General features: G+C 72.0%; 22 protein-coding genes, 2 tRNA genes, 1 other RNA gene and 1 pseudogene. 19 read left to right on the top strand and 7 right to left on the bottom strand.

Translation table 11 applies throughout. From position 1 onward, the window contains the following. Window positions 1–54: 54 nt before the first annotated feature. Window positions 55–149: signal recognition particle sRNA small type (gene ffs, locus ACZ3X1_RS10275), an RNA gene on the bottom strand. 142 nt (window positions 150–291) lie between these two features. Between ffs and ACZ3X1_RS10270 the strand changes: the two genes are divergently transcribed. Both ACZ3X1_RS10270 and ACZ3X1_RS10265 read left to right on the top strand, forming a co-directional pair. Next, window positions 292–379, top strand: a tRNA-Ser gene (locus tag ACZ3X1_RS10270). A 681-nt stretch (window positions 380–1,060) separates the two neighbouring features. Then, on the top strand, window positions 1,061–3,490 hold the full coding sequence (locus ACZ3X1_RS10265; protein ID WP_467278602.1) for a helicase-associated domain-containing protein: 2,430 nt from the start codon (window positions 1,061–1,063) through the stop codon (window positions 3,488–3,490). A 306-nt stretch (window positions 3,491–3,796) separates the two neighbouring features. On the opposite strand, the gene ACZ3X1_RS10260 is transcribed toward ACZ3X1_RS10265, so the two are convergent. Beyond that, window positions 3,797–4,609: a VOC family protein gene (locus ACZ3X1_RS10260; RefSeq protein ID WP_467278449.1), complete on the bottom strand. Its 813-nt coding sequence runs from the start codon at window positions 4,607–4,609 to the stop codon at window positions 3,797–3,799. Window positions 4,610–4,712: 103 nt separating this feature from the next. Between ACZ3X1_RS10260 and ACZ3X1_RS10255 the strand changes: the two genes are divergently transcribed. Next, entirely contained in the window at window positions 4,713–5,324 is a 612-nt protein-coding gene (locus tag ACZ3X1_RS10255; protein WP_467278448.1) for an HhH-GPD-type base excision DNA repair protein, read from the top strand. Between the two features lie 171 nt (window positions 5,325–5,495). Further along, window positions 5,496–5,969 (top strand): cupin domain-containing protein, encoded by a 474-nt coding sequence (locus ACZ3X1_RS10250; RefSeq protein ID WP_356811037.1) that lies wholly within the window; start codon window positions 5,496–5,498, stop codon window positions 5,967–5,969. On the opposite strand, the gene opcA is transcribed toward ACZ3X1_RS10250, so the two are convergent. Beyond that, window positions 5,918–6,850, bottom strand: a complete 933-nt coding sequence (gene opcA / locus ACZ3X1_RS10245) for a glucose-6-phosphate dehydrogenase assembly protein OpcA (RefSeq protein WP_362628476.1) — start codon at window positions 6,848–6,850, stop codon at window positions 5,918–5,920. The genes ACZ3X1_RS10250 and opcA overlap by 52 nt on opposite strands. Window positions 6,851–6,933: 83 nt before the next feature. On the opposite strand from opcA, the pseudogene ACZ3X1_RS10240 reads away from it, so the two are divergent. Then, window positions 6,934–7,020: pseudogene (locus ACZ3X1_RS10240) on the top strand (helicase HerA-like domain-containing protein); the annotation flags it as partial. Between the two features lie 74 nt (window positions 7,021–7,094). On the opposite strand, the gene ACZ3X1_RS10235 reads toward ACZ3X1_RS10240, so the two are convergent. After that, window positions 7,095–7,289, bottom strand: coding sequence for a helicase HerA-like domain-containing protein (locus ACZ3X1_RS10235; protein ID WP_467278439.1), 195 nt, complete (start codon window positions 7,287–7,289; stop codon window positions 7,095–7,097). A gap of 213 nt (window positions 7,290–7,502) precedes the next feature. Between ACZ3X1_RS10235 and ACZ3X1_RS10230 the strand changes: the two genes are divergently transcribed. Together ACZ3X1_RS10230 and ACZ3X1_RS10225 are read left to right on the top strand one after the other, a co-directional pair. After that, the gene (locus tag ACZ3X1_RS10230) at window positions 7,503–7,799 is read left to right on the top strand and encodes a type II toxin-antitoxin system VapB family antitoxin (RefSeq protein WP_008740979.1); all 297 of its coding nucleotides are present in this window, start codon (window positions 7,503–7,505) and stop codon (window positions 7,797–7,799) included. Window positions 7,800–7,891: 92 nt separating this feature from the next. Then, window positions 7,892–8,566, top strand: coding sequence for a LytR C-terminal domain-containing protein (locus ACZ3X1_RS10225; RefSeq protein WP_362628832.1), 675 nt, complete (start codon window positions 7,892–7,894; stop codon window positions 8,564–8,566). Between the two features lie 71 nt (window positions 8,567–8,637). Here the strand turns inward: ACZ3X1_RS10225 and upp are convergent, their stop codons facing one another. Further along, window positions 8,638–9,273 (bottom strand): uracil phosphoribosyltransferase, encoded by a 636-nt coding sequence (gene upp, locus ACZ3X1_RS10220; RefSeq protein WP_356811039.1) that lies wholly within the window; start codon window positions 9,271–9,273, stop codon window positions 8,638–8,640. Between the two features lie 164 nt (window positions 9,274–9,437). On the opposite strand from upp, the gene ACZ3X1_RS10215 reads away from it, so the two are divergent. The 10 genes from ACZ3X1_RS10215 to ACZ3X1_RS10170 all read left to right on the top strand — a co-directional run bounded on the left by ACZ3X1_RS10215 (window position 9,438) and on the right by ACZ3X1_RS10170 (window position 16,284). Further along, window positions 9,438–10,379 carry a universal stress protein gene (locus ACZ3X1_RS10215; RefSeq protein ID WP_467278432.1) on the top strand — a complete coding sequence of 314 codons (942 nt, stop codon included), beginning with the start codon at window positions 9,438–9,440 and terminating at the stop codon, window positions 10,377–10,379. Between the two features lie 84 nt (window positions 10,380–10,463). Beyond that, window positions 10,464–10,643, top strand: coding sequence for a hypothetical protein (locus tag ACZ3X1_RS10210; protein WP_030027564.1), 180 nt, complete (start codon window positions 10,464–10,466; stop codon window positions 10,641–10,643). 271 nt (window positions 10,644–10,914) lie between these two features. Further along, a complete protein-coding gene (locus ACZ3X1_RS10205; RefSeq protein ID WP_467278429.1) occupies window positions 10,915–11,463 on the top strand; it encodes a tRNA adenosine deaminase-associated protein in 549 nt (182 codons plus the stop codon). A 59-nt stretch (window positions 11,464–11,522) separates the two neighbouring features. Then, complete coding sequence (gene tadA / locus ACZ3X1_RS10200; RefSeq protein WP_356811101.1) at window positions 11,523–11,951, top strand: tRNA adenosine(34) deaminase TadA; 429 nt, start codon at window positions 11,523–11,525, stop codon at window positions 11,949–11,951. A 92-nt stretch (window positions 11,952–12,043) separates the two neighbouring features. Further along, window positions 12,044–12,128, top strand: a tRNA-Ser gene (locus tag ACZ3X1_RS10195). A 133-nt stretch (window positions 12,129–12,261) separates the two neighbouring features. Further along, window positions 12,262–12,591 (top strand): hypothetical protein, encoded by a 330-nt coding sequence (locus ACZ3X1_RS10190; protein ID WP_362628483.1) that lies wholly within the window; start codon window positions 12,262–12,264, stop codon window positions 12,589–12,591. 366 nt (window positions 12,592–12,957) lie between these two features. Next, window positions 12,958–13,119, top strand: coding sequence for a hypothetical protein (locus ACZ3X1_RS10185; RefSeq protein ID WP_167344740.1), 162 nt, complete (start codon window positions 12,958–12,960; stop codon window positions 13,117–13,119). Between the two features lie 202 nt (window positions 13,120–13,321). Further along, on the top strand, window positions 13,322–14,245 hold the full coding sequence (locus ACZ3X1_RS10180; RefSeq protein WP_390075253.1) for an RNA polymerase sigma factor SigF: 924 nt from the start codon (window positions 13,322–13,324) through the stop codon (window positions 14,243–14,245). Window positions 14,246–14,476: 231 nt separating this feature from the next. After that, entirely contained in the window at window positions 14,477–15,319 is an 843-nt protein-coding gene (locus tag ACZ3X1_RS10175) for an RNA polymerase sigma factor SigF (RefSeq protein WP_356811044.1), read from the top strand. Between the two features lie 182 nt (window positions 15,320–15,501). Further along, the gene (locus tag ACZ3X1_RS10170) at window positions 15,502–16,284 is read left to right on the top strand and encodes a hypothetical protein (protein WP_467278425.1); all 783 of its coding nucleotides are present in this window, start codon (window positions 15,502–15,504) and stop codon (window positions 16,282–16,284) included. A gap of 66 nt (window positions 16,285–16,350) precedes the next feature. Here the strand turns inward: ACZ3X1_RS10170 and ACZ3X1_RS10165 are convergent, their stop codons facing one another. Then, window positions 16,351–16,590: a hypothetical protein gene (locus tag ACZ3X1_RS10165; RefSeq protein ID WP_362628492.1), complete on the bottom strand. Its 240-nt coding sequence runs from the start codon at window positions 16,588–16,590 to the stop codon at window positions 16,351–16,353. A 116-nt stretch (window positions 16,591–16,706) separates the two neighbouring features. Here ACZ3X1_RS10165 and ACZ3X1_RS10160 point away from each other — a divergent pair, with 116 nt between their 5' ends. After that, window positions 16,707–17,138, top strand: coding sequence for a MarR family winged helix-turn-helix transcriptional regulator (locus ACZ3X1_RS10160; RefSeq protein ID WP_356811047.1), 432 nt, complete (start codon window positions 16,707–16,709; stop codon window positions 17,136–17,138). 61 nt (window positions 17,139–17,199) lie between these two features. Next, window positions 17,200–18,771: an MDR family MFS transporter gene (locus tag ACZ3X1_RS10155; protein ID WP_467278596.1), complete on the top strand. Its 1,572-nt coding sequence runs from the start codon at window positions 17,200–17,202 to the stop codon at window positions 18,769–18,771. A 71-nt stretch (window positions 18,772–18,842) separates the two neighbouring features. On the opposite strand, the gene ACZ3X1_RS10150 is transcribed toward ACZ3X1_RS10155, so the two are convergent. Next, on the bottom strand, window positions 18,843–19,463 hold the full coding sequence (locus tag ACZ3X1_RS10150; RefSeq protein ID WP_356811049.1) for a TetR/AcrR family transcriptional regulator: 621 nt from the start codon (window positions 19,461–19,463) through the stop codon (window positions 18,843–18,845). Between the last annotated feature and the right edge of the window lie 66 nt (window positions 19,464–19,529).

Here is a 19,529-nt window from a genome sequence, read left to right as displayed (position 1 = left end):
GACAACAGCGGCCCGCCGACGCCACGGGCCCCGGAACACGGGGCCCCGGGAACGCAAAGGGCCCCCCACGCACCCGCCAGAGCCCACTTACCCTTGCTGCCTTCCGGCCCTGGGGGAGTTGGGTGAGATAGCGCCACGTGAGGGGCTGGGCCCCACCCTAGCGGATCCGCGCCCCCGGAATCGACCCCGCCCCCGGCCCCGCGCCGAACCGGACCCCGAGCCGGCCCCGCCGGATCCCCTCCGGACGATCACGTTCGCGAGCACCCCTCCACGTCTTGTATTGTTTGCGGCGGAGGATTCGCCTAGAGGCCTAGGGCGCACGCTTGGAAAGCGTGTTGGGGGCAACCCCTCACGAGTTCGAATCTCGTATCCTCCGCCAGTGCCTCACCGGGCACTTGAAGGCCCCGACCGGGAAACCGGCCGGGGCCTTCTGCGTTCCGTGGTCTCAGATCCAGTCTCATTCATTGCCGCATGACCGGACCATTCCCCCGATCCGGCTCGGCGGCCTGCCACTCTTGAGCCTCCGGTGAAGAGCGAGGCGGGCGAGTGCCTCCCGCTCGCCCACTGCGGCGATCCGGCCCCCGGCACTGCTGACGGATGTCCGCGAGCGCCCGCTCGAAAGCGATACGCCGCACTGGATCAGGCGTTCCTTCGATGCCTGGTCCGATCTCGGCCGAGCTGTGACGGGACCCACCCGCCGAATCCGCCACGTTGTCGGTTGTACCCGGCGGCCGCCGTCTGCCGGACGACAGCGATGCGATGCCCCTTTGGGTGGAACCAGCTGAACGGAACTGTCGGGCTGGACACAATGGGAGCGCCGCCCTGTGGCCGACTTCGCGGCACATCGCGCGCACCGCGTCAGCGGTTCGCGGGGAAGATCAGCTGTCGCCCCCACCGAAGGTAGCGAATGACGCAGAGTTCAGTCACCCCGGCCGGACACTCCCACATGGGACGTTTGTCCGACCGGCGGCCCCAGGCCCTGGATACCTGGCGTGTCACCACCGACGATGCCGATGTCGCCGCTCGCGTCGCCGGCTCCCTGGGCGGCGAACCCCGCGGCATGAACTCCCGATCCACGCTGGCCACATGGCTGGGCGGCCTCGACGGCTGTCGTCTGGCACGCGTGCTCGAGACGCGGAGGGACGCCACGGCCGTTCCGGAGCCGCGCTCGGTGAGAGAGCTGGCCGACCGTCTTCAGCGCCCGGGATCGGTGGCGCTCGCCCTGCCGCGGCTCTCACTGCCGCACCTCCAGGTCGCCGAAGCGCTGGCGGCGCTGCGTGCGCCCGCCTCGCGCGATGCCCTGGCGAAGCTGCTGGGAGTCACAGACGACGACACCGCCCGCGAGCTGGCGGCCGTGCTGGAGGCGCTGGCCGATCACGCGCTGGTCTGGCCGGACGGCGCGGAGCAGCTCTGCGTGGCCGAACCCCTGCGGCAGGCGTGGGACGCGCCTCTGGGACTGGACGCCCCACTGGAGGAACTCCTCGCGGGCACGACCTCCGACGCACTGCGCCGCATGCTTGTGGCACTGGGCGTCAAGCCGCCGGGCGGCACATCGCAGCGGCTGGCCGCGCTGGTGGAACACCACAGCGCCCCGGAGCGGGTCCTCTCCCTGGTCCACAAGGCCCCCGCGGTGACCCGGAAGCTGCTCGAAGGCCGAGCGGGGGCCGGGCCGGCGGGGCCCGCGCGGTTCATCCCCTTCGGGAGGCCGGCCCCCGATCTCGAAGCGGGCGCTCGATGGGCACTGGACCGGGGACTCCTGATCCAAGGCCGTCACCACTACGGTCCCGCCCGTATGCCTGCCGAGGTGACGGTCGCGCTGCGCGGGTCCGGCTGGCACGCGCCGTTCCAACCCGTCCCGCCTTCCGCGGTATCGGCATCCGTCACCCCGGCGGAGGTGGACCGCGAGGCGTCGGCCGCGGCCGCGGCGTTCGCCACCCACGCCGCCTCGGTCCTGGCGGCCTGCTCGACGACCGCGCCGGCCCGGCTGAAGTCCGGTGGGATCGGTGCGCGTGAACTGGCCCGGATCGGCAAGGCGGCCCAGGCCGACGACGCGGTCGTACGCCTCACCCTGGAGACCGCGCATGCCGCCGGCCTGCTGGCCCGGGACGGCGATCGCGTGGCGCCCACCGAGGCGTACGACGCCTGGGCCGAGCAGGAACCCCCGGAGCGGTTCGCCGTACTGCTCCAGGCATGGCGAAACCTGCCGCTCACCCCCACCCAGGCGCGCGACGAGGACAACAAGGCGCTCCCCGCACTCGCCGGCGCACCGCCCTGCAACGGCTGCATCCAGGCCCGCCACGGGCTGCTGGCCGCAGCCGCGCGGCTCCCGGCTGGGCAGGGCGCGCGGGTCGCGTCGGATCTGGGGCCGCTGATCGCCTGGTACCGCCCCCTCGCCGACTCGTCGCCGGACGGGCCGCCGTTCGCCACCGTGATCCGCGAGGCCGAACTCCTCGGCGTACTCGCGCGCGGTGCCCTGTCCGCCTTCGGCATCCACCTGCGGACCGGCGACGCGGAGGGGCTGGGCGTCGAGTGTCGGCGGCTGCTGCCCTCGGCCACCTCGACGGCCCGGATCGGCGCCGACCTCACCGCCGTCGTCACCGGCACACCGTCCGCGCGGCTGGCCCTGCTCCTGGACTCCGTCGCGGACCGGGAGACCAGCGGCACGGCGTCCGTCTGGCGGTTCAGTGCCGGCAGCATCCGCCGGGCCCTGGACGCCGGGCATACCCCGGATGACATCACAGCCGACTTGGCCGCTGTCGCGACCGGGTCACTCCCACAGCCGCTGTCGTACCTGATCGCAGACACCGCACGCGGCCACGGACGTGTACGCATCGCCCCCGCCTCCTGCGTCCTCCACGGCGACGAGCCGGCACTGCTGGCCGAACTCGCCGCCCACCGCGGGCTCGCCAAGCTCGGACTGCGACAGCTGGCGCCGACAGTGCTGATCAGCCGCAGCCCGCTCGACACGACGCTCGCCGCGCTCCGGGCCGAGGGGTACTCCCCCGTCGCCGAGACGGTCGAGGGCACGGTACGCATCGAAACGGTCCGGCCTCAAAGGGCCGGGGCGGCCGTTCCGGCTCCGCGCGGCTCCCGGGCAGGGGCCGGCGGCCGGATCGCCACGAGGACGGCGAAGGAAACCGCCGTCCTCGACCTGAGCACCTTGGCGAACCAGCTGTTGGCGGCCCCGGACGTTCCCGACCCGGCGCCGTTGGACGGCGGAGCACCCTTCGCCACGGACACCGAGGAGATCGTCGCGGGATGGGCGAAACGCCTTCCGTACAGCGACGTCCGCCAGCTCGCTCATGCCATCGACGCCGGCCGGGCCATCACGGTCGAGTACGTCGCGACCTCGGGCAGCCGGACCGTGCGCACCCTCAGCGACCTCGACCTCGATCCGCCCTTCCTCGAAGCCTGGTGCCACCTTCGGGACGCCGAGCGCGTTTTCACCCTCTCCCGCATCCACAGCGTCATGAGCGTCGCCCCTGAATGAGCAACGCACACCGACGAGGGCGGTACCGCTCGCGGCGGTCTCGCGCCACGGGACACCTCTTCCGGGCTCCAGGCGGCGTACGGACCCGACGAGCTGGACTCCTGCGGCGGCAGTATGTAGTGGTCGCCCGGCGACACCGACGGGGTCGCTCGTACGTCAGCGTGTCCGCCCGGCCCTCGCGGATCACGGGCAGGCGTAGGTCCGCTCGTCCGGCATCGAGGCGAGGTCGCCCGCGCCGGCGGGCCGCGACGGATATCGTGCCGGGCCGTACGACGGCGGGGCCCGGGGGGCCGGCGGCGGCCGGGGTCAGCCGAAGCTCGGCATCTCACCGACCGTGGTCGACATGTCGATCACCGCGAAGGCGGCGCCCTGCGGGTCCGTGACCGCCGCGAACCGGCCGAACGGGCTGTCCATCGGGCCGAAGTGCAGCTTCCCGCCGTGCTTCTGCGTCTTCGCCACCGCCTCGTCGCAGTCGGGGACCCCGAAGTAGACCTGGACGTACGGCGGCACCTCCGGCGGGAAGTCGTCGTCCATCTTCATCCGGCCCAGCACGGGGCGCCCCGGGGCGCCGACACTGAAGACCTTGAAGTCCATGTCGGCCATCTCCGGGTCGTCACCCGGGTCCATCTGCTCGGCGGCGTACGGGAAGACCTTCGTCAGGAAGGCGTCCGGCTTGGCCGGCTCCCGGGTGAAGACCTCCGCCCAGGCGTAGGAACCCGCCTCGCCCATCTTCTCGAAGCCCTTGTGCTCGCCCGGCTGCCAGGCACCGAAGACGGCGCCGCTCGGCTCCTTCGCGATGAGCATCGTGCCGAAGGCGCCGACCTGCATCGGGCCCATGAGGACCTCGCCGCCGTTGGCGGTCACCTTCCCGGCGGTGGCCGCCGCGTCGGGCGAGGCGAAATACAGACACCACTGCGAGGGGGCGTCGACCCCGGGCATCGGCGGTACGACGGCAGCGACGGCCTTGCCGTCGGAGTAGGCCTGCGTGTAGTTGCCGTACTCGCTGCTGGACTCGCCGAAGGTCCAGCCCAGCACGTCGCCGTAGAAGGTCTTGGCACCCTCGACGTCGCTGAACATCGCGTCCACCCAGCACGGCGCGCCTTCGGGGAACTCTTGCATGATCGATCGACTCCTCGGCTCGTTCGCGGCTGTCGTCGTACTCACGCTAGGCGCGCGGTGTGCCGACCGCGCGGGGAGCGCGCCCGCGCGGGACGCTGGAGCCATGGACAAGGACATCACCATCCGGCTGGCGCAGCAGCCCGAGGCCGACGCGCTGCTCGGCCGGAGCCCGCTCGCCGCGCTCGTCGGAATGCTGCTGGACCAGCAGGTGCCGATGGAATGGGCGTTCTCGGGGCCCTGGACGATCGCCCAGCGACTGGGCTCCGACGACCTGGACGCGCACGCCATCGCCGCGTACGACCCGGAGGCCTTCGCCGCCCTGCTCTCCGAGAAGCCCGCCGTGCACCGGTACCCGGGCTCGATGGCGACGCGGATCCAGCAGCTGTGCGCGTACCTGGTGGAGCACTACGACGGGAGCGCCGAAGCCGTGTGGGCCGACGCCCAGACGGGGCGGGAGCTGCTGGGGCGCCTCAAGGCGCTGCCGGGCTTCGGCGAGCAGAAGGCGCAGATCTTCCTCGCTCTGCTGGGCAAGCGGTTCGGGGTGCGGCCGACGGGCTGGCGGGAGGCCGCGGGCGGTTACGGCCAGGCGAACGTCTACCGTTCGGCGGCCGACATCACCGGGCCCGAGTCCCTGGCCAAGGTGCGGGCGCACAAGCAGGAGATGAAGGCCGCCGCGAAGGCCGCGAAGGCCGCGAAGGCCACCGGCGGCGCCTGAGCAGGTCGCCGAGCAGGCCGCCGGGCAGGTCCCCCGGGGTCGGTTCCTTCCCGAGGCGCTTCCTTCCCGAGCCGGTTCCTTCACCAGCCGGTTCGCGACCCCGAATTGACCGGCTGCACGTGGTCCTGATTGACCCCGGATTCCGGTCGATCAGGGCCGTAGATTGGGGACATGACAGAGATCGCGACCCGCGCCGCCACCGCCGAAGCCATCCAGGACGCCCCCGGCAGCCTCATCACCCTGCTGACCGACACCGCCGAACTGACCTGCAACACCGCCACCTTCGAGGAGGGCGCGGCGGGCGCGCCGGTGCACTTCCACACCAAGGCCACCGAGTTCTTCCACGTCACCGCCGGACGCCTCGACGTCCTGGTCGGCGACGAGATCCAGACGCTCGACGCCGGCGACTTCATCGCGGTCCCGCCGGGCGTCAAGCACGCCTTCGCCCCCGCCGCCGGCCACACGGCGAGCGTCTTCGTCGGCTTCACCCCCGGCATGGGCCGCTTCGACTACTACCGCCTCCTCGGCCGGGTCAACGCGGGCGAGGCCACCGTGCAGGACATCAAGGACAGCTCGGCGACCTACGACAACCACTACGCCGAGAGCCCCGCCTGGAGCGGCCGCCGCCGCAGTGCGGAGCCGTAGACCACGTCCGCGTCGAGGCGGCGCAGTTCCTCCGCGATCAGTTCGGCGCCGCTGCGGATCTTCAGGGCCACCCTGCGGTCGGGACTCCCCGGCAGGATCAGGGTGGCCAGCGCGCCGGCGGGCCGGTCCACCCGGATCTCCCCGCCCGTGGTGCGCAGCACCACCCCGGTGATGACCGGGCCGTCCGTCGCGACCCGGTCCACCGGGACCCCGAGCCGGTCCTCCAGCCAGCGCGCCAGCAGCTCGGCGCTCGCGTTGTCCGGCTCGCTCTCCACCGCCGCGCCGGTCACCGGCAGCGGCTTCTGGTCCAGGGCGGCGGCCAGCAGCGCCCGCCACGGCGTCAGCCGGGTCCAGGCCAGGTCGGTGTCGCCGGGCTGGTAACCGCGGGCCCGTTCGTCGAGAACGCCCACCGGGTCGGCGGCGGCGGCCGCGTCCGTGATCCGGCGCTGCGCGAGTGCGCCCAGCGGGTCCCGGGCCAGGTCGGTGGGGGCGGCGCCCGGCCACCACGCCACCACCGGCGCGTCGGGCACCAGCAGCGGCAGCACGACCGAGCCGGCCTGCTCGGTCAGCGCCCCGTGCAGGCGCAGCAGTACGAGTTCGCCGGTCCCGGCGTCCGACCCGACCCGCAGCTCGGCGTCCACCCGGCTCGCGCGGAGCTTGTGCGGGCCGCGCGAAGCCCGCTTGATGACCGCGATGATGCGGCACGGGTGCTCGCGCGAGGCCTCGGAGGCCGCGCGTACGGCGTCGTAGGCGTTCTCCTCGTCGGTGACGACGACGAGCGTCAGCACCAGCCCCATCGTGGGGCTGCCTACCGCCCGGCGTGCTGCGAGCAGGGCCCGGTTGATTTTGCTGGACGTGGTGTCGGTGAGTTCGGTCCGCATGCCCCGAGTCTGTCACCGCGTCATCTGCGCCTGCGCGCCGTCCCGAAGACGGAGCGCGAGATCTCCCGGCCCAGCTGCGTGCCCGGCTGATCCGGTCCAAGGGCGTCGGCGTCTTCTTCGTGAACCAGGCCCCCAAGGACGTGCCGGCCGTGCTCGGCCAGCTCGGCAACACACCGGCCGAAGGCGGTGACGGTCGACCGGACCGGGATGCCGGGACCGATCCCGCCCAGCGAGTAGAACTCGCCTAGAACTCGCCCGGGAATCCGGCGGGCTCCCAATTCTGGGCCACCTCCCGGGCCCGCTCGTCGATGCGTTCGCCGGGGGTGCCGGGGGCCGTGGTGCCCGAGACGTCGCCCTTGATGTCGGCGAGGAAGACGGGGACGCCGTGCGCCGACAGCTGCTCGGCGACGAGCTGAGGATCTGACGGTCGGGCAGGCACGCGCCGTCCCAGAGGAGGGCCCCCAGGTCGAGCGCGGGTCCGGTGAAGGCGTAGCCGACGGCGATCTGCCCGGCCGGGTCCGTCCGGCCGGCCGCAGCGGCTGCGGCGTCGGTGCTCTCGCTCATGGATCACTCCCCATATGGCAATGTTCACCACTTTTGCACCACCCTTGCGAGGCTGCGCCCGCAGGCACGGGCCCGGTAGGCTTTCCGTGTGATCTTCAAGCGCATCGGAAGCGGGCGGCCGTACCCCGACCACGGCAGGGAAACCACCCGGCAGTGGGCGGACGTCGCGCCGCGCCCGGTCCGGCTCGACCAGCTCGTGACGACCAAGGGCCAGCTGGACCTCGAAACGCTGCTCGCCGAGGACTCGACGTTCTACGGCGACCTCTTCGCCCACGTCGTGAAGTGGCAGGGCGACCTCTACCTGGAGGACGGGCTGCACCGCGCCGTCCGCGCGGCCCTGCAGCAGCGCCAGGTGCTGCACGCCCGCGTCCTCGAGATGGACTGACGCTTCGCGTAGATTGCGCCTTTCGGGTCACCATTGACCTATCAGCAGATCATTTAGTAGGCATCGCCACCGGGTCGCATTACGCTGCGCCCATGAGCATGCTCACTCCCCCCGGCATGGGCGGAAAGTACCGCGTCACGGGGACCGCCTACCCCCGCATGAGCCGTAAGCGGAGTCGACGTCGGATCGTCCTCGCCGCGCTCGGCTCGGTCCTCGCGCTTGCCCTGGTCGGCTATGGGGCACTGCAGCTCATCGACGTGTTCCAGGGCGACAGCCCGAAGCGGAACACGGCTGCCGGCGCCAAGGACTGCCCGACGAAATCACCCGGGTCCGCTGCCAAGGGCGGCGCCCCCGCCGCCGCCACGGCGTCCGCCCCCGCCGAACCGGCGGTCGTACTCCCCCCGCCCGGCGAGATCACGGTCAACGTCTACAACGCGACCGCGCGCGCCGGCCTGGCCAAGGCCGTCGGTGACGAACTCGCCAAGCGCGGCTTCGTCATCGGCAGCGTCGGCAACGCCCCGGCAGACTTCGACAAGAAGGTCCCCGGAACCGGGATACTGCTGGGCTCTCCGACGACCGACAAGGCCGTCTTCGCCGTACTCGGCACCCAGCTCGCCGGCACCACCCAGCAGACCGACACCCGTGAGACCGCGGACGTCGACCTGATCCTGGGCGACGCCTTCAAGGAGCTCAGCGCGAAGGAGGACGCGGACAAGGCGCTGGCCCTGCTGGCCAACCCCGTGCCCGCGCCCGCCAAGAACTGCTGAGCCGCCCGCGGACGCCCGGCCCGGCGGAGGCCACTCCGCCGGGCCGTACATCCGGCCGGGCCGGCCGGGGGCTACTCCGCGGAGCCGTACATCCGGTCGCCGGCGTCGCCCAGGCCCGGCACGATGTAACCGTGCTCGTTGAGCCGCTCGTCCACCGCGGCCGTCACGACCGTCACCGGCGTGCCCGCGAGGTCGCGCTCCATGATCTCGACGCCCTCCGGCGCGGCCAGCAGCACCACGGCCGTGACGTCGTCGGCGCCGCGCTTGATCAGCTCCTGGATCGCCGCGACGAGCGTGCCGCCGGTGGCGAGCATCGGGTCCACGACGTAGACCTGCCGCCCGGAGAGGTCCTCCGGCATACGGGTCGCGTACGTGGAGGCCTCCAGGGTCTCCTCGTTGCGGACCATGCCCATGAAGCCCACCTCGGCGGTCGGCAGCAGCCGCACCATGCCGTCCAGCATGCCCAGGCCCGCCCGCAGGATCGGGACGATCAGCGGCCGGGGGGCCGAGAGCTTCACGCCCGTGGTCGGGGCGACCGGGGTCTCGATGTCGGCCTGCTCGGTGCGCACGTCACGGGTGGCCTCGTACGCGAGCAGGGTCACCAGCTCGTCCGCGAGCCGCCGGAACGTGGCGGAGTCGGTGCGCTTGTCGCGCAGGGTGGTGAGTTTGTGCGCCACCAAGGGGTGATCGACGACCTGCAAACGCACAACATCCTCCAAAACTCAGCCTGCGACCTGCAAAAACGGTCGCCCGACGCGACCTGCACCCAAAAGGCTACGCGCTGACGCGGCCCCTTCGCGTCCGAAGCGGCGGCCACGACCGCGGCCGGCCTGCGGATGCGACCCGCGCGCAGGCCCAGCACGCTGGACTGATGAGCCACGCACCGGTGATCGCAGCCGTCGACGGGTCCGAGCACAGCCTCAAGGCCCTCCAGTGGGCGCGGGGCGCCGCCCTGCGGCACGGCACCGGGCTGCTCGTCGCCCATGTGCTTCCCGATCACGCCCAGTTGTACGCCGGCCGCCGGGCGGCGCTGCACGACGCCTCCGCGCCGGCCGAGTACCCCGACGCCGTGCAGGAGTGGGTCCGCGGCGTGCTGGGCGGGGGCGCCGCGCTGCCCGACGGAGTCCGCTACGAGTCCCTGGAGGGCTCCGTCCCCGAGGCGCTGCGGGTGATCGGAACAGGGGCCCTGATGCTCGTGATGGGTTCGCGGGGCCGCGGCGGCTTCACCGCCCTGCTGCTCGGATCGAACAGCAGGGCGGTGGCCTCGACCGCCCCGTGCCCCGTGGTGGTGGTCCCGCACGCCGACCGCGACGCCGGGGCGGCCGGCTCCGAGGAGTCCGAAGGACGCGTGGTGCTCGGCCTGCACGTCGCCGAGACGCCCGACGACGTGCTCTCCTTCGCCTTCGCGGAGGCGGCCGTGCGGGGGACCACCGTCCAGGTGGTCTCCGCGTACGCCGTCCCGCCCGCCCCCGCCCTGGTGATCGACAGGCCCTTCGAGGTGATCCCGCCCGAGGGCCTCGCCGATGAGGGGGACGGCGTACCGGCCGAACGGGAGATGCTCCGCTCCCAGACCCAGCGCCTGACGCCGCTGCGCACGCGCTACCCGGACGTCCCCGTGGAGCAGGCCGCGGTCCCCGGCGACCCCGCCGGCCGGCTGGTCGACGCCTCCCGGTCGGCGGCCCTGGTGGTGGTGGGCCGCCACCACCCGCGGCGCACCGCCATGTCGCTGCAGATCGGCTCGGTGGCGCACGCCGTACTGCACCACGCGCACGGCCCGGTCGCGATCGTGCCAACCCTCAAGGACGACGTCTGACCTGCACGGGGGTGGCATCAAACGCCCTGTCCGGGGGAAGGTGGGTGCAGGGGGAAACGACCGACCAGCCCAGGGTGGTGGCCGATGCCCGACACGCAGCCGAGCGACGACGCTCCGGAGACGGCGGCGCAGCGCCGAGCACGCCGCGCGCAGTTCCTGCGTGACCTGATGGAGGCCCGCGCCCTGCGCGATCGCGTACAGCCCCGCCGTGCCCGTGCGGCCCGTATGCGCCAGCAGATGCGCATGCGCACCTTCCGCTGGTGAACAGGGCGTGCTCCGGCGCGACACGAGCGGCCCGTCGGGCAACCGGCGCGACCCCCGCCGACCCCGGAACGCCCCGGCGCCACAACCCCGCACCGGCCCGGCGGGGCACGGCGCGGCACGACGCAAGCGCGGAAGACCTCTCGCAACGCCGCTGTTTCTGCCACGATGCCGATTGGGCGGGGCAGGGCGGCGAGCAGCACGGCCGTTCCGTCCCAACCTCCGGCCGGGGGGACCTCCAACCGGCACGCCTAAGACCAGTGGGAGAGTCACGGTGTACTTCGCCGCACTGCTCGCGCGCACCGAAGACGGGTGGGAAGCGAGCGACATGGAACTCGACGACGTCGAGTCCCTCAGTGATCTGATCGATCTCGCCCGGTCCGCCGCTGTCGACGACGACACGGTGGTCGCCCTCATCGAGCAGGAGGACGCCTGGTTCGGCGTCGTCCGCGTGGACGGCGAGGAGGACCCGCGGTATTTCGTGTCGAACGCCGCCGCGGCCGCCCGCAGCTCCTACGGCTCGATGCTGACCAAAGAGCTGCTGGGCAGCGACGAGGAGGACGACGAACTCGACGAGCTGGACCTGGACGGCACCGAGGACGGCGAGGAGGACGCCATCGCCGCGTTCACGGACGAGGACTCCGACGAGGACGGGGAGCGCGGTACCGGCTCCGAGCCGGTACCGGCCGGTCCGCTCGGCGATCCCCGGCTGCTGGACGACCTCGGGGTGACCAACAAGCAACTGATGACCCTCGACGGGGACGCCCTCTCGGAGATCGCCGACTCCCTCGGCGCCACCGAGGTCCTGGAGGCCGTCCGCTAGTGCTCACCGCGAACACCGCCGATCCCGTCGACCCCGTACGGGACCCGTGGCGGGACTCCATGCGCCTGGCGCTCCAGGAGGCCGCCCGGGCGGTGCCGGCCGGCGACGTGCCGGTCGGCGCCGTCGTGCTGGGCCCGGACGGGGAGCTCCTCGCCACCGGGCACAACGAGCGCGAGGCGAGCGGCGACCCCACGGCGCACGCCGAGCTCCTGGCGCTGCGCAGGGCAGCCGCCAGGCTCGGGCAGTGGCGGCTTCCGGGGTGCACCCTCGTGGTCACCCTGGAGCCGTGCGTGATGTGCGCCGGCGCGCTCGTGCAGTCGCGCGTCGCCCGGGTCGTCTACGGCGCGGACGACGAAAAGGCGGGCGCCGCCGGGTCGCTGTGGGACCTGGTACGGGACCGCAGGCTCAACCACCGGCCGGAGGTGGTGCGCGGTGTGCTCGGCGACGAGTGCGCACAGCAGCTGACGGACTTCTTCCGCGATCTGTGAACGGGCTCGCGGTGGGGCCCTCGGTGGGCTCGCTGTGGGGCCCGCGCATACCGATTTCAGCGGATGGGGTTCCTTAGGCTAGGATCCATCTCGGTAGTGTGTCCGAGTGGCCGAAGGAGCTCGCCTCGAAAGCGAGTATGGGGCAACCCATCGGGGGTTCAAATCCCTCCACTACCGCTCCGATCGAGAGCCCCGCCCCGCAAGGGACGGGGCTCTCGGCGTGTTCGGGGGTGGTTCCCGGCTCCCGTCGGGCGTTCCGTCCGATGTCCCGTGCGGTGTCCCTCCGATCGGCTCTCCGGAGGACAGCGGCGTGACCGCCCGCCCCGTCGGCCGTTGTCACGGCATGACCAAGACCCAGCGCATCCTCGCCGCCTTCGCCCTCGCGGGGGCCGCCGCGGGCCTCGCCGCACCCGCCGCCTCCGCGGACACGGCCCCGATCTCCCCGCTCACCCTCCCGGACGTCCCGATCCCCGCGCCCGGGATGCCCGCGGGGGCCCAGCCCGCCTCCGTCCAGGAGGTCGTCGGGAAGGTCGGCGACGGCGCGAACGGCCTCAACGCGCTGATGGACCTGCCCAACCAGCTGGCGCCCGTGATCGCCCCCGTACAGCCCCTCACCGACCTGGCCGGCGCCGTGCAGTGACCGCGGCCGCGCACCGGCACGCGTCGAAGGCCCCGACCGGGACCGGGGCCTTCGACGCGTAGGACAGGGGGGAAGTGGCATCGGGGGGACCAGCCACTTCCCCCGACGAGGACGGGCCTGCCGGTCCGGGCCGCAGTCAGGGGGAAGCCCACGGCCCGGACCCCGCAGGGGGCCCTGTCCCTCACCCGCCGGTTGCCTGCCAGAACCGGTGGGCTCACATCAATCCTGTGCCCGCCGCAACCGCCGGCCGCCCGGCAAAGGGCCCGGACCACCGGGTCATTGGTCCTTGAAGGACAGGTGAGTGCCCAAACCTGACCGGTTAGACTCACCCGACTTGCAAGGACCGGTTGGGGAGGCCGCCCGCACGTGGACACCAAGAAGCTCATCACGGGTGCCCTCACCGTCTTCGCCCTCTTCGTGATCATCACCCAGCCGAAGCGAGCCGCCGAAATCGTGGAAATAGGGTTCCAGGGGATATCGGATGCCGCCTCCGGCATCGGCGAGTTCATAACCGAACTGGTGCGCTGACCCGTACGCCGAAGCGGTTCCCGGACTTCCGGCCCCCCACTCGACGGGTGGGGGGCTTTTGCGTACCCACCGCCGGGCATAATGCCCTGATATGCCCAACTTGCCCTCAACACGGAGATATACGGTGCTTGCACACAGTGCACACTCTTGTGATGCTATGACCGCTTTTGACGGATGAGTTGACTGAAGGGGTGGCGTGACCGTGCCGGCCAGTACTGCGCCTCAAGTGCCACCCCAACAGGACCCCCAGGTACCGCCCCAGCAGGAACCCCGTACGGGAACCCTCCGGGCGCAGCCGCCCGAGGAGCCCCCGTCGCCCCTCCCGGCCACCCCGACAGCTCCGGCGGCCCCGAGACCGGCGAGCCGGGGTGCGGACACACGGGCCCTCACCCAGGTCCTGTTCGGGCAGCTGAAGGGCCTCCAGCCGGGCACCAGCGAGCACGCGCGGGTCCGCGGGGCCCTGATCGAGGCGAACCTCCCGCTGGTCCGGTACGCGGCCGCCCGCTTCCGCAGCCGCAACGAGCCGATGGAGGACGTGGTCCAGGTCGGCACCATCGGCCTGATCAACGCCATCGACCGCTTCGACCCGGACCGCGGCGTGCAGTTCCCGACCTTCGCCATGCCGACGGTCGTGGGCGAGATCAAGCGCTACTTCCGCGACAACGTCCGCACCGTCCACGTCCCGCGCCGCCTCCACGAGCTGTGGGTGCAGGTCAACGCCGCCACCGAGGACCTCACCACCCTCCACGGCCGCACCCCGACCACCGCCGAGATCGCCGGGCGGCTGCGCATCACCGAGGACGAGGTGCTGTCCTGCATCGAGGCCGGGCGCAGCTATCACGCGACCTCGCTGGAGGCCGCCCAGGAGGGCGACGGCATGCCCGGACTCCTGGACCGCCTCGGCTACGAGGACCCCGAGCTGGCCGGGGTCGAACACCGCGACCTCGTCCGCCACCTCCTCGTACAACTGCCCGAGCGCGAACAGCGGATCCTGCTCCTGCGGTACTACAACAACCTGACGCAGTCGCAGATCAGTGCCGAACTGGGGGTGTCACAGATGCACGTCTCCCGACTGCTGGCGCGCAGCTTCGCCCGACTGAGATCCGCAAACAGGATCGAGGCGTAACCGGAACGGGTGTAGATCAATCACGTGTTTCCCGACAGAACGGGCTGATCACGTTCTGCCCCCTTCTGTCGTCGGAGCTATATGTCGACTTGGCGCTACAGCGTGTTGCCGACATGTGACATTCTGCGTGAACCGCGTTTGCCGCGGCCCCGCCTGGCGGTATTCAGGTGGAAGCTGCGTTCCTCTGACGGGCGCGCCGTACGCGACCGTCCGCGACCTCAAGGGGGTGGCATGTCCGTAGACCAGGGCAGCTCCAAGGTGCTCACGCTCGTAAAGCCCGTGACGCCGCCGGCAGTGTCCGAACGCTCGGAAGCCATCGACACCCGCACCCTCTCCCGCTCGCTCTTCCAGCGACTCGCCACCCTGGACGCGGACAGCCCGGATCGGGCGTACGTACGCGACACCCTGATCGAGCTGAACCTGCCCCTCGTGCGGTACGCCGCCGCCCGCTTCCGCAGCCGCAACGAGCCGATGGAGGACATCGTCCAGGTCGGCACGATCGGGCTGATCAAGGCGATCGACCGGTTCGACTGCGAACGCGGCGTGGAGTTCCCGACGTTCGCCATGCCGACCGTCGTGGGCGAGATCAAACGATTCTTTAGGGACACCTCCTGGTCCGTGCGCGTCCCGCGCCGGCTCCAGGAGCTGCGCCTGGCGCTGACCAAGGCCAGCGACGAGCTCGCCCAGAAACTGGACCGCTCGCCGACCGTCCCGGAACTCGCCGCCGTGCTCGGGGTCTCGGAGGAGGACGTCGTCGACGGCCTCGCCGTCGGGAACGCCTACACGGCGTCCTCGCTCGACTCGCCCTCCCCGGAGGACGAGGGCGGCGAGGGCTCGCTCGCGGACCGGCTCGGCTACGAGGACACCGCGCTCGAAGGCGTCGAGTACCGCGAGTCGCTCAAGCCGCTGCTGGCCAAACTCCCGCCCCGGGAACGGCAGATCATCATGCTGCGCTTCTTCGCGAACATGACGCAGTCGCAGATCGGCGAGGAGGTCGGCATCTCCCAGATGCACGTCTCCCGGCTGCTGACGCGCACGCTCGCGCAGCTGCGCGTGGGCCTGATCGGGGACTGACGCGGGGGCCGGATCGCCCGGTGGGGCGATCCGGTGCCGGAGGTGTCCCGTCCGGCCGTTCCCCGGCCGGACGTTCCCGACCGGGTGCTTCCGGCCGGACGCTCGCCGGCCGGATGCTCGCCGACCGACCGCTTGCCGACCGACCGCTTCCCAATTGACGGTGCGTCAGGAACACTGGCGCGATGCGAAAGGGATCGCGAGCGGCCACCGCCCTGCTCGCCCTGTGCTGCACGGCCGTCGCCGGCCTCACCGGCTGCGGCGGACCGCCGCGCGAGGGCTTCTCCGCCGTGGGCGCCGCCGCCCCGGGCCCCGAGCGGGGCGCGGGGGAGAACGTCGCACCGCAGGGCGGGGTGGAGTTCCAGCAGCTCGGCGGTCCGTCCGCGGCGGGCGGTTCCACCGGGACGTCCGATACGTCGGCCGGCTTCCCGGGATCGGGGACCGCGGGCGGCTCCACCCCGGACGGAGCCACGGCCACCGCACCCGGCGGCTCCGGAAGCACCCCGGACGCTCCGGGCGGCCCGGGCCGTACCACCACACCACCCGGGGCCCCCGGCACGCCGGCGAACCCCACGGGCCCCGCGAGCCCCACAAATCCACCGAGCCCCACCGGCTCTCCCGGCAAGCCCGGTACGACGCCCCCGGCGCCGCCCCCGGCCGCCCCGGCGCAGCTGACGCTGTCCGCGCCGGCCCGTTCCGCCGCGTCCGACCGCTGGTGCGAGCGGGTCACCGTGACCTTCACCAATACCGGCGGCACCGCTGCCCGTTCGGGCACGGTCAGCTTCGCGACGCACGTCATCGGCGCCCTCGGCATCGACTGGGCCACGATCACCACGTCCCAGCCGCTGCCCGCGCCCATCGCGGGCGGAGCGTCGAAGACGCAGACCTACACGGTGTGCCTGGAGGCCTGGCGGGTACCGCTGGGCATGCACGTGGACACCCGGAAGGTCACCGCGACCTGGAACTGATCGCAGTGGGCCCTCGGCCGCCCGCGGCCGGCTGCCGGCTCGCCGTGTCCGCCGAGGCGCTCGGCCTCAGTGCAGGACCACCCAGGCGGCCGCGCCGATCACCAGCACGAGCGCGAGGACGAGCCCCACCTTCGCGGCCGGGCCGGACGACTTGGACGCCTCCTGCTCGGCACGGCGCTGCTGGCGCGACCCCGGGCCCGCCTGCCGGGCCGGTGCGGCCTCCTCGACGAAGGCCCGGAACATCTGGGTGCTGCCCGCCGGGTCGTAGTTGCCCTCGGGGACCTGTGAGTTGTGGTTCTCAGCCATGGAGCAGGACCCTAGCCGGTTTTCCGATTCTTTTACCGCCCACCCCCGGGATTCATTTGCCTGTAGCAACCACCGGCTTCTATGGTTGCCTCAAGCAACAAGATGGGGGTCGCCCGGTGCCTGCACAGACGACGCGGACCACTCCGCACGAGGAGCTGGCCGACCGGCTGACCGGCATCGGCGCGGTCAAGCGCGAGCTGACCCGCAACCTGCCCGCCGACTGCCCGCCCGGCGCCGCCGCCGTGCTCACCGTGCTCGACCGGCACGGTGAGATGCGGCTGAGCCGGCTGGCCGACCTCATGGGCGTCGACATCTCGGTCACCAGCCGGCACGTCAGCCACATCGCCGACCGCGGCTGGATCGAGCGCGAGCCGGACCCGGGTGACGGACGCTGCCGCATCCTGCGGCTCACCCCGGCCGGACGGGCGCTGCTCGCCGAGATCGGCGCCCGGTACACGGCCGCCCTGGAGAGAGCCCTCCACGACTGGTCCGCCCAGGACATCGACGTACTCAACACCCTGCTGGCCCGACTCCGATCGAGCTTCTAGCGGAAGGAACGACATGGCCGAGTCGGAGACGACGACCGCTCCCACGTCCACATCCGTGGACATGACCCATCCCCAGATCATGAAGGCGCTGTCCGGACTCATGCTCGGCATGTTCGTGGCGATCCTGTCCTCCACGATCGTTTCCAACGCCCTGCCCCAGATCATCAGCGACCTCGGCGGCACGCAGTCCTCGTACACCTGGGTGGTCACCTCCGCCCTGCTGTCCATGACGGCGGCCACCCCGCTGTGGGGCAAGCTGTCCGATCTCTTCAGCAAGAAGCTGCTGGTCCAGATATCCCTGGTGATCTACGTCCTCGGCTCCGTGGTCGCGGGCATGTCCCAGAACACCGGCACCCTCATCGCCTGCCGCGTGGTCCAGGGCATCGGCGTGGGCGGCCTCTCGGCCCTCGCCCAGATCGTCATGGCCGCGATGATCTCGCCCCGCGAGCGCGGCCGGTACAGCGGCTACCTCGGCGCGGTCTTCGCCGTCGCCACCGTCGGCGGCCCGCTGCTGGGCGGCGTCATCACCGACACCGAGTGGCTGGGCTGGCGCTGGTGCTTCTACGTCGGCGTGCCCTTCGCGATCATCGCGCTGATCGTCCTGCAGAAGACGCTGCGGCTGCCGGTGGTCCGGCGCGACGTGAAGGTCGACTGGCTGGGCGCGTTCCTGATCAGCGCCGCCGTCTCACTGCTGCTGATCTGGGTCACCCAGGCGGGCGACTCCTACGAGTGGATCTCCTGGCAGACCTGGGCGATGACGGGCGGGTCGGTGGTCCTGGGCCTGCTCTTCGTCCTCGTCGAGTCCCGGGCGAGCGACCCGATCATCCCGCTGCGGCTCTTCCGCAACAAGACCATCACCCTCGCCTCGACGGCCTCGCTCTTCGTGGGCATCGCGATGTTCTCGGGGACCGTCTTTTTCAGCCAGTTCTTCCAGTTGGCCCGTGGCGAGTCCCCCACGATGTCCGGAATCCTGACGATTCCGATGATCGGCGGGCTCTTCGTCTCCTCCACCGTTTCCGGTCAGGTGATCACCAAGACCGGCAAGTGGAAGGCCTGGCTCGTCTCCGGCGGTGTGCTGCTGACGGCCGGAATGAGTCTGCTCGGCACCCTGCGCCACGACACGCCGTACTGGCACATCGCGGTCTACATGGCCGTGACCGGCCTCGGTCTGGGCATGATGATGCAGAACCTGGTCCTCGCCACCCAGAACCAGGTGGCCCCCGAAGACCTGGGCGCCGCCAGCTCGGTCGTCACCTTCTTCCGCTCCCTCGGCGGTGCCATGGGCGTTTCGGCGCTGGGTGCGGTCATGGCCCACCGGGTCACGCACTACGTCCAGGACGGGCTCACCGCCCTCGGCCCGAAGGCCGCAGCCACCGGCCAGGGCGGTGCCGCCGGTGGCGCGATCCCCGACCTCGACAAGCTGCCCGCGCCCCTCCGCGAGGTGATCGAGTCGGCGTACGGTCACGGCGTCGGCGACGTCTTCCTGTACGCCGCCCCGTTCGCGCTCCTCGGACTGGTGCTGGTGCTGTTCATCAAGGAGGTCGCCCTGAAGTCGAAGCCCGCGGTGCACAGCGCGGCGGCGGCTTCGCAGGAGGCCACGGCCGCCGAGACTGACGCCGCCGTCAAGGTCTGATCCCGTAGCCGATCCCCGCAGCTGATCCCGACCGAGCGCCGCCGGACGGCTCCGGCGGCGCTCTGCTGCGCTCAGGGGGTGGCCTTGGCCTCGATGCCCGCGATCAGGACGTCGAGCGCCAGGCAGAAGTCGCCCTCGGGCGTCCGCCGCCCCGCGCCCCCGCAGCCGTGCAGGAATTGCCGGACGGCCAGGTGGGCGCCGGTCCGGGTGGCGCCCACCAGGCCGGTGGCGTCCATCAGCCGCTGGAGGGCGGCGTCGAAGGCCCGCGCGTGCGGGCCGATGTTCGGGTAGGCGGAGCTCAGCGGAGCCACCCAGGGATGGTCCGCCAGCACCCGCCGGTAGGCCCGGGCCAGGCCCTCCAGCCCGTCCTGCCAGCCGGTTTCCGCCGGCCCGCCGGACCCGGCCGGCAGGGCCAGTTCGTCCAGGGCCCTGTCCAGGGCCAGTTCGAGCAGATCGTGCTTGGTGTCCACGTACCAGTACAGGGACATCGCGGTGACCCCGAGCCCGGCGGCCAGCCGCCGCATCGAGAAGCGGGCGAGCCCGTCGGTGTCGAGCAGCCGCACGGTGGCGGCGGTGATGCGCTCCCGGTCGAGCCCTGAGGGTGCCTCGGTGCGACGTCTGCCGGATGGGGTGGACCTGGTCACCAGCCACACGCTGCTCCGTGTCTCGCCCGGATCGGCCGCGGTCACCATGCGGGCACCCTCCTCGCGACAGATGGACCAGCCCGAAATGCCCGGTCCGCCCTCTCGATGCTAGGG

This window comes from Streptomyces sp. NPDC023541, assembly GCF_055559995.1.
This window is presented reverse-complemented; position numbering and strand designations above follow the sequence as displayed.